Source organism: Clostridium cavendishii DSM 21758 (assembly GCF_900141845.1).
Lineage (GTDB): Bacteria > Bacillota > Clostridia > Clostridiales > Clostridiaceae > Clostridium_AG > Clostridium_AG cavendishii.
Map to the genome: position 1 here is coordinate 1 of NZ_FQZB01000056.1, position 1033 is coordinate 1033.

Genomic DNA, 1033 nt, shown 5'->3' on the forward strand with positions numbered 1-1033 from the left:
TTTTAAACTCTTCTTTAGTTATACAAGCCCACTTGCAAGCTTCTTTTAAAACATCTTTTTTTAGATATCCCATGCTATAAAAAATCTTATAAAATTCAAACATTAATTTGTACCTCCTATTTTAGATATTTTAATATTCTGTTCAGCTACAGTTTTAGCAAGACTACTTATTAATAAATCTTTCTTTTTATTTTCTATTGTTAAATTTGTTACTTGTTGTGTTAATAGCTCCTGCGCGTTAGGCAATTGAGGAATAGCAATTATTTTAACTTCTACTTTTTCAAAATAAGTGTCTTTATCTGATAAATTTAATATTTTGTCTTCTGTGAGATTTAATTTATATTTATAATTATCTTTTAAAAGTTCTGCCCATAAATCCTCTGTTATTTTTAAAGATTGTTTTGGTATATTTTCTCCATGTATATCTTCAGTATAAAATCCATCGAATTGACCATTTTCTTTATAAGCTACATATAGCATTTGCGTCACCTCTTTCTCTTTTAATATTTAACATCCTATGGCCCATACGAATGCAGATGCATATCCACTACTATTTAATTGAGTAATTTGCAAATCAAAATTATTTTTATTAACCGATGTTATTGTTGCTGCGGCGTTGTTCGGATCACTTGCAGTAGCTTGAATACTTATACAGCGGTTTGGAAAAACTATTGGAAAATCATATCTTCCGAAACTTCCTCTGTTAGTGCAAATTCTAAATTGCAAAATTAAATCTTTATTCAGCTTTACGAAGCCGTTATAGTCTATTTTGCTTAAATCTATATTAGATAATATTTGTTCAACATCTGTTTGAAGATGTATAGTATCAAAATCCACTCCATTATCAATCTTATAAATTGCTTTTTTGGTTTGTCCCATATTATCAGTTCCTTTCTATAATGTTTGTATCCATATTCGTCCATTTACTTGTCCTACGGGTTTTGTATTAGCTGTAATTATTTGAGTTCCACTTTCTCCTTTAGGTCCTTGTGGACCCATATCCCCTTTTTCTCCTTTAAGACCTTGAATTCCA

At 29.2% G+C, this 1033-nt stretch carries 3 protein-coding genes; all 3 read right to left on the minus strand.

The window, feature by feature from the left end; genetic code table 11:
- Window positions 1-103, minus strand: a 103-nt coding sequence (locus BUB01_RS24050; RefSeq protein ID WP_143152569.1) for an XkdX family protein, incomplete at its 3' end; no start/stop codon positions are given.
- Complete coding sequence (locus BUB01_RS22640) at window positions 103-480, minus strand: hypothetical protein (RefSeq protein WP_072993991.1); 378 nt, start codon at window positions 478-480, stop codon at window positions 103-105. The genes BUB01_RS22640 and BUB01_RS24050, both read right to left, overlap by 1 nt.
- 27 nt (window positions 481-507) lie before the next feature.
- Window positions 508-879 (minus strand): gp53-like domain-containing protein, encoded by a 372-nt coding sequence (locus BUB01_RS22645; protein ID WP_072993994.1) that lies wholly within the window; start codon window positions 877-879, stop codon window positions 508-510.
- Between the last annotated feature and the right edge of the window lie 154 nt (window positions 880-1033).

What these genes read in the sequence shown, in the direction of transcription:
- BUB01_RS22640 (WP_072993991.1), bottom strand. Translation starts at nt 480, where the DNA reads ATGCTATATGTAGCTTATAAAGAAAATGGTCAATTCGATGGATTTTAT.
- BUB01_RS22645 (WP_072993994.1), bottom strand. Translation starts at nt 879, where the DNA reads ATGGGACAAACCAAAAAAGCAATTTATAAGATTGATAATGGAGTGGAT.